The organism is Arthrobacter sp. P1_B4 (assembly GCF_056406555.1).
This window is the reverse complement of sequence record NZ_JBFTZW010000130.1, coordinates 1-6,028: the sequence shown is the minus strand read 5'-3', so window position 1 is coordinate 6,028 and position 6,028 is coordinate 1. Positions and strand designations below refer to the sequence as shown.

Annotated in this window: 6 protein-coding genes, 1 pseudogene and 1 riboswitch; of the genes and pseudogenes, 3 read left to right on the top strand and 4 right to left on the bottom strand. The window is 68.7% G+C overall.

Annotation, left to right across the window (positions count from 1 at the left end):
* Positions 1-150 (top strand): annotated as a pseudogene (locus AC1D1W_RS19435) (DUF222 domain-containing protein); the annotation flags it as partial.
* A 157-nt stretch (positions 151-307) separates the two neighbouring features.
* Here the strand turns inward: AC1D1W_RS19435 and AC1D1W_RS19430 are convergent.
* From AC1D1W_RS19430 to thiO, 3 genes are all read right to left on the bottom strand, one after another.
* The gene (locus tag AC1D1W_RS19430; RefSeq protein ID WP_476944552.1) at positions 308-1,132 is read right to left on the bottom strand and encodes a thiazole synthase; all 825 of its coding nucleotides are present in this window, start codon (positions 1,130-1,132) and stop codon (positions 308-310) included.
* 5 nt (positions 1,133-1,137) lie between these two features.
* Positions 1,138-1,374 carry a sulfur carrier protein ThiS gene (gene thiS / locus AC1D1W_RS19425; RefSeq protein WP_459385307.1) on the bottom strand — a complete coding sequence of 79 codons (237 nt, stop codon included), beginning with the start codon at positions 1,372-1,374 and terminating at the stop codon, positions 1,138-1,140.
* A complete protein-coding gene (gene thiO / locus AC1D1W_RS19420; RefSeq protein ID WP_243182242.1) occupies positions 1,371-2,681 on the bottom strand; it encodes a glycine oxidase ThiO in 1,311 nt (436 codons plus the stop codon). The genes thiS and thiO overlap by 4 nt, the downstream gene beginning before the upstream one ends.
* Positions 2,675-2,795: riboswitch (TPP riboswitch) on the bottom strand. (Overlaps the previous gene by 7 nt.)
* 26 nt (positions 2,796-2,821) lie before the next feature.
* On the opposite strand from thiO, the gene thiE reads away from it, so the two are divergent.
* Positions 2,822-3,520 carry a thiamine phosphate synthase gene (thiE, locus tag AC1D1W_RS19415; protein WP_243182241.1) on the top strand — a complete coding sequence of 233 codons (699 nt, stop codon included), beginning with the start codon at positions 2,822-2,824 and terminating at the stop codon, positions 3,518-3,520.
* 37 nt (positions 3,521-3,557) lie between these two features.
* On the opposite strand, the gene AC1D1W_RS19410 is transcribed toward thiE, so the two are convergent.
* Complete coding sequence (locus AC1D1W_RS19410) at positions 3,558-4,232, bottom strand: ferritin-like fold-containing protein (RefSeq protein WP_243182240.1); 675 nt, start codon at positions 4,230-4,232, stop codon at positions 3,558-3,560.
* Between the two features lie 38 nt (positions 4,233-4,270).
* Between AC1D1W_RS19410 and AC1D1W_RS19405 the strand changes: the two genes are divergently transcribed.
* The gene (locus AC1D1W_RS19405; protein ID WP_243182239.1) at positions 4,271-5,764 is read left to right on the top strand and encodes an RNB domain-containing ribonuclease; all 1,494 of its coding nucleotides are present in this window, start codon (positions 4,271-4,273) and stop codon (positions 5,762-5,764) included.
* Positions 5,765-6,028: the final 264 nt, after the last annotated feature.

The following is a 6,028-nucleotide window of genomic DNA, read 5'->3' as shown; positions in this document are numbered from 1 at the left end:
ACCCTGCTCTGCTCCCATCACCACCACGTGATCCATAAGGAACACTGGAGCATCCAGATGCGCACCGGGATCCCCTGGTTCATCCCGCCACCCCATCTCGACCCCGCCCGGACACCCCGACGGAACACCTACTTCCGGCCCGACCAGTAGCGCCCAGTTATTTAGGTGCTCGTTATGTAGGTGCCCGCTTTCGGCCATGACGGCCTTGTGCGAGCCATGCGGTGAGGACTCGTTGGGGTTCTTGGGGATGCTGGCCCGGGGAACCGGGCCAGGCCGCCCAATCCCGGGAGGCTTCAGAGGAACGACGTTAGAGGAACTCGGCCCGGCCTTCCATTGCCGAGGACGCCAGTGCGTGTTCCCGCCGCGGGATCCTGCCGGCCGCTTTCGCTAGCCTGCCGGCGATGACGGCATGTTTGAAGGCCTCGCCCATGAGCACCGGATTCTGCGCACGGGTCACCGCCGTAGCCAACAGCACAGCGTCGCAGCCGAGTTCCATCGCCAGGGCAGCGTCCGAGGCCGTGCCGATCCCGGCATCCAGCACCACGGGCACGGACGCGCGCGAGACGATCAGCTCGATGTTGTGCGGGTTCAGGATGCCCAGTCCGGTGCCGATCGGGGCGCCCAGCGGCATCACGGCCGTCGCGCCGAGGTTTTCGAGCCGGAGGGCAAGCACGGGGTCGTCGTTCGTGTAGGCGAAGACCTTGAAGCCTCGGGCCACGAGCTGTTCGGTTGCGTCCACGAGTTCGACGGCGTCCGGCAGCAGTGTGTGCTCGTCGGCAATGACTTCGAGCTTGACCCAGTCCGTTTCCAGGGCCTCCCGCGCCAGTTCGGCGGTGAGGACGGCGTCCTTGGCGGTGAAGCAGCCTGCCGTGTTCGGCAGCACCCGGATCTGATGGTCCTCGAGCAGCTGGAACAGCGAGCCCGTCTCCGCCGGCGAGTAGCGGCGCATCGCCACCGTGGTCAGCTCCGTCCCGGACGCCACCAGCGCCGCCCCGAGCCCGTCCAGGCTCGGGGCACCGCCGGTTCCCATGATGAGGCGGGAGCCGAGCTTTACGCCGTCGACCACGAACGGATCGGCCACCGCACCGGTCATGGGGACGGCTGGTGTTCCTGCGAATGTCGTCTCGTTCATGCTGGTCATCCTCCCTGGACTGCCGTGACAAGTTCGACGTCGTCGCCGTCGGCGAGCGCCGTGGCGTGCCACTGGCTGCGCGGCACCACTTCGGCGTTGCGGGCGACGGCGACACCGAGCTTCCGCCCGTCGGCGGCGCGGCCGTCGGGGCCGATGCTCCGGCCCGTAAGCTGGCTGACGAGTGTGGAGACGGAGGCGCCGTCGGCGACGCTCTGCTCCGTTCCGTTAAGTAGGATGTTCATGCTGCTTCCTTCTTGGGGCTGTCCCCGGACGTAACCGGGATGCGGGAAAAACGGTCCGGGCGGAACCCGCCCCAGCGCGGGTCCGGCGTGAAGTCCATGAGTTGCCGGCACACGGCGGCGGCGGCGGGGGTCAGCAGGACGCCGTGCCGGAAGAATCCTGTGGCGATGATGAGTCCCGGGACGTCCCCGCCGTCCGCTCGTGCGACCCGCCCCAGCAGCGGGGCATTGTCCGGAGTGCCGGGCCGCGCCCGCGCCGTGGCTTCTAAAAGCTCCAGCTCGGCGACCGCAGGCACCAGCTGCTGGGCATCCCGCAGCAGCTGGTAAATACCGCCGGCGGAAACCGCGTGCGGATCCGACGGTCCATCCTCCCGCTGGGTGGCCCCGATCACCACTGTGCCGTCCTGGCGGGGGACGATGTACACCGGGATGCCGCGCACCATGCCCCGCACGGTGGCCGTGAGCAGCGGCTGCAGATGCGGAGGCACGCGAAGCCGGAGGATGTCGCCGTAGACGGGCCGCAGCGGCAGCGCCAGCCCGGCCGGAAGCTCCTCGAGCGCGGCGGCGCCGAGCCCGTTGGCCACCACGGTCTCCGCAGCCCGCACGGAACCGCCGCCGGCCAACCGCACACCCGCCACCTGTCCGTCCTGCCACAGCAGGCCCGCCGCGCGCCGCCGGACGAAGCTGCCGCCTTCCGCACCGAGTACGCCGGCGAGCCGGGTGATCAGCAGGCGGGGGTCCACCTGGTGGTCGGCCGGGATGTCGAAGGCACACGAGATGCCGGGACTCAGCAGGGGCTCCCGGGTGCGCGCCTCGCGCACTGTCAGTGGCTCCACGGCCAGGCCGCATGCCTGCTGGACTTCCCTCAAGTCCGCGAGCGCGCGCCGGTCCGCCGCGTCGGCCCCCACCGCCAGGGTCGGCGTCGTTAAGTAGCCGGTACCCGCCGGGGAATCCGCGCCGGCGGCACCGGCGTCGAGAGCCGCAGCGAATCCTGGCCACAACCGGGAGGCCTCAAGCATCAGTTCCAGGAGCTGCTCCTCCTGGTAGTGCAGTTCACTCACGGGGGCCAGCATGCCGGCGGCGGCCCAGCTGGCTCCGCTGCCGGGAGCATCATCGATCAGGACCACGGATCGGCCCGAGCGCATGGCCTCGAACGCGATGCCATGGCCGATCACCCCGCCACCGATCACGGCCACGTCGGCACTCGTATCCCCCGCGATGATTCCCTCTGCGGTACCGGGCCCTGTGTCACAAACCTGGGCGGCGGCGTCATTTGCGGCTCCGGCTGCACGGCCTGCTCGTGTGCCCATGAAAAATTCCTTCCCTACGCCGGTACTAGCCGGATCAGGTCAAGCGGTCGGCTCTGACGCCCTCTCAGCCGGGCAGCGGCGATATGGCTGCTGCGGGCTCCCGCGGTATGCGCCCAGTTTAGAGGAACTAGGCTGGTCCCATGAGCCAGGACCCTCTCCACACCACCGCCCGCCTCTATCTCTGCACCGACGCCCGCAGGGACCGCGGCGACTTCGCGGACTTCGTGGACGCCGCCTTCGCCGGCGGCGTGGACATCATCCAGTTGCGCGACAAGTCGCTCGAGGCCTCCGAGGAGCTGGAACTGCTGGAGGTCCTGCACACCGCGGCGCAGCGCCACGGGCGGCTGTGGGCCGTCAATGACCGGGCGGACATCGCCTCCCTGTCCGGAGCTCCGGTGTTCCATGTCGGCCAGAAGGACATTTCGCTCGACGCCGCCCGCGGCTTTCTCGGCAAGGATGCCGTGATCGGCCTGTCCACCCACAGCCCGAAGCAGGTGGACGCCGCCATCGCTGCCGCGCCCGGCCGCAGAGGGCTCGATTATTTCTGTGTGGGCCCCGTGTGGGCGACGCCCACCAAGCCCGGACGCGCCGCCGTCGGCCTCGATCTGGTGCGCTACGCCGCCCAGGCGATCGGCGGGGCGGACGCGGAGGGAACCGGCAGGGTCAACGAAAGCGTGCTGCCGTGGTTTGCGATCGGCGGGATCGACCTCAGTAACGTGGAGCAGGTAGTCGATGCCGGTGCCCGGCGGATCGTTGTGGTCCGGGCGATTACCGATGCCGCTGATCCGGCCCACGCCGCCGGAGCCTTGCTGGCGGCGTTGGACGCCGCCGCATCCTAAGCAGGTCCCCAGCCCGTAATGCCGGCCGGCACTGAAACTATCCGGCGAGACCCAGCTCCGTCATCCGGCGCGCGTGATTCGCTGCGAGTTCGGCCGCCAGGCCGTTGACCAGCGCCCGGGCGCCGGCGTCGTCCAGCCCCGACAGTCCGCCGAGGAACGCGTGCTCAGCGCTGACACGCTGGGCGTGGTTCAGTACCTCCCCCAGCAGGCGCCTGGCCCACAACGCCAGGCGCGACGCCAGCCGGGGGTCATCGGCCAGGGCCGCCTTGAGGCGCGCCTGCAGCACGGCCGTGGACTCACCGGTGGAGCGGACCTGTCCGATTAACTCACGAGTCGCGGCGTCGACGTACCGGCCTACGACGCCGTAAAAGTCCGCGGCGACCGTGTCGATCACGTAGGCCTTCATGAGGGCCTCGTACCAGTCCGACGGGCGCGTGCGTTCGTGGAAGTGGTCCACCGAGGGCTGGAACGGCAGCATGGCGGCCTCCGTATCCAGGCCCATGTGCTCGAGCCGGGTCCGGACGAGTTCGTAATGCTGGAACTCGACCACGGCCATCCTGCCCAGCACCGCACGGTCATGCAGCGTGGGCGAGTACCGGGCACTCGAGGACAGCCGCTCGAAGGCGGAAAGCTCGCCGTACGCCAAGACTCCCAGCAGTTCGGCAAGGAAGCTGTTGTAGAGGGCAGGATCGTCCGCAGTTGCGCTCATCATCCAAGACTAATAGCGGAAATCGGGCTACCCTGATTTTCGTGTCCCATCATCGCCTGACCCCCAGTGTCCACGAGCAGCAGAACCAGCTTGCCGGGGCCCTCAAGGCGTTGCGCACCACGCTGGAACTGCCCGGCCCGTTCCCCGAAGTTGTGCTCCGCGACGCGGAGGCGGCAGTGGCCGAGCACAAGCTCCCGGACCTTGACCTCACGCATGTCGAGTTCGTGACCATCGATCCGGCGTCGTCCACCGACCTGGACCAGGCCCTCTTTATCGAACGGAGCGACGGCGGCTACAAGGTCTTCTACGCCATCGCCGACGTCCCCTCCTTTGTCGCCCCGGGCGGGGCGCTCGACGCCGAAACCCGGCGCCGCGGCCAGACCTTTTACACCCCGGACGGCCGCATTCCGCTGCATCCGGAGATCATCAGCGAGGCCGCCGGCAGCCTGCTCGCCGGGCAGCTGTGCGCGGCGTTCGTCTGGGAGTTCGAACTCGACGCCGCGGCAGAGGTCGCCTCGGTCCTCGTGCGCCGGGCACAGGTCCGCAGCCGCGCGAAGCTCAACTACAAAGGCGTCCAGGCCGAGCTCGACGCCGGCACCGCGGCGCCCGTGCTGCAGCTGCTGAAAGAAGTAGGGCTCAAACGGGTGGAACTGGAACGCCTGCGCGGCGGCGCGAGCCTGAACATGCCGGAACAAGAGATCCAGCAACTGCCCGACGGCGGCTACCGGATCGTGGCGGCCCCGCCGCTGCCGGTGGAGGACTGGAACGCCCAGATTTCACTCATGACCGGGATGGCCGCCGCTGCGCTCATGCTCCAGGGCAAAGTCGGCATCCTGCGCACCATGCCCGCCCCGGACGAGGCGTCACTGCGCCACTTCCACCGGCAGACCCACGCCCTCGGCAAGCCCTGGGACGGGGAAATGCGCTACGGCGAGTACCTGCGGACCCTTGACCCGACGGACCCCCGGCAGCTGGCCATTGTGCATTCAGCCGGGATGCTCTTCCGCGGTGCCGGATACACACCCTTCGACGGCACAGTGCCCAACGCCGCCGTTCAGTCCGCCATCGGCGCCGCCTACGCCCATTCCACGGCACCGTTGCGGCGGCTGGTCGACCGCTTCGTGCTGGTGATCTGCGAGGCCCTGAGCAACGGCACCGAGGTTCCTGCCTGGGCCAGGGAGGCGCTGCCGTCCCTCCCTGCCATCATGGGCACCTCGGACCAATTGGCCGCGAAACTGGAGCGGTTGTCGCTGGACACCGTTGAAGCGGCGCTGCTCGTCAACCACGTCGGCCAGGAATTCGACGCTGTCGTCATCTCCGGTCCCAAGCCGGCCAAGGGCACCAACGGCACCAGCAACGGCAACGGCGGGAAGACCAACGGCAACGGAAACGGCCCGTCCGGGATCGTCCAGATCGCCGAGCCCGCCGTGACCGCACGATGCCCCGGCGAACTGGAACCGGGCACCAAAGTCCGGGTCCGGGTGGTGTCCTCGGACATCGCCACACGGGAAATCCAGCTGGAGCTCGTGGGCTGACGGCCCGCTGGCGGTCCGCAGGCCGTCCCGACGCCGTCGCCAGCCAGCGCTCCCGGTGCCCTCCCGGTCACTTCCCGAGGCGCAATCACCCGCCCAGTCGAGGATCCGCGGCTTGTACAGCTGATATGAGTTGAGTCTGTCCTTCACAAACACCTCCGGAGATGTCAGGACGGGATGTATCAGATTCCTTTGAGGACCTGAGGTTGATCCGCGGGATCCTCCCGACACCTTCGGAGGTGTTTGTTATGTCTGTTCAGGGCGTGG

Bases quoted from the DNA above. Each gene is read 5' to 3' on its own strand.
- AC1D1W_RS19430 (WP_476944552.1), bottom strand. From the start codon at position 1,132: ATGAACGAGACGACATTCGCAGGAACACCAGCCGTCCCCATGACCGGT.
- thiS (WP_459385307.1), bottom strand. From the start codon at position 1,374: ATGAACATCCTACTTAACGGAACGGAGCAGAGCGTCGCCGACGGCGCC.
- thiO (WP_243182242.1), bottom strand. From the start codon at position 2,681: ATGGGCACACGAGCAGGCCGTGCAGCCGGAGCCGCAAATGACGCCGCC.
- thiE (WP_243182241.1), top strand. From the start codon at position 2,822: ATGAGCCAGGACCCTCTCCACACCACCGCCCGCCTCTATCTCTGCACC.
- AC1D1W_RS19410 (WP_243182240.1), bottom strand. From the start codon at position 4,232: ATGATGAGCGCAACTGCGGACGATCCTGCCCTCTACAACAGCTTCCTT.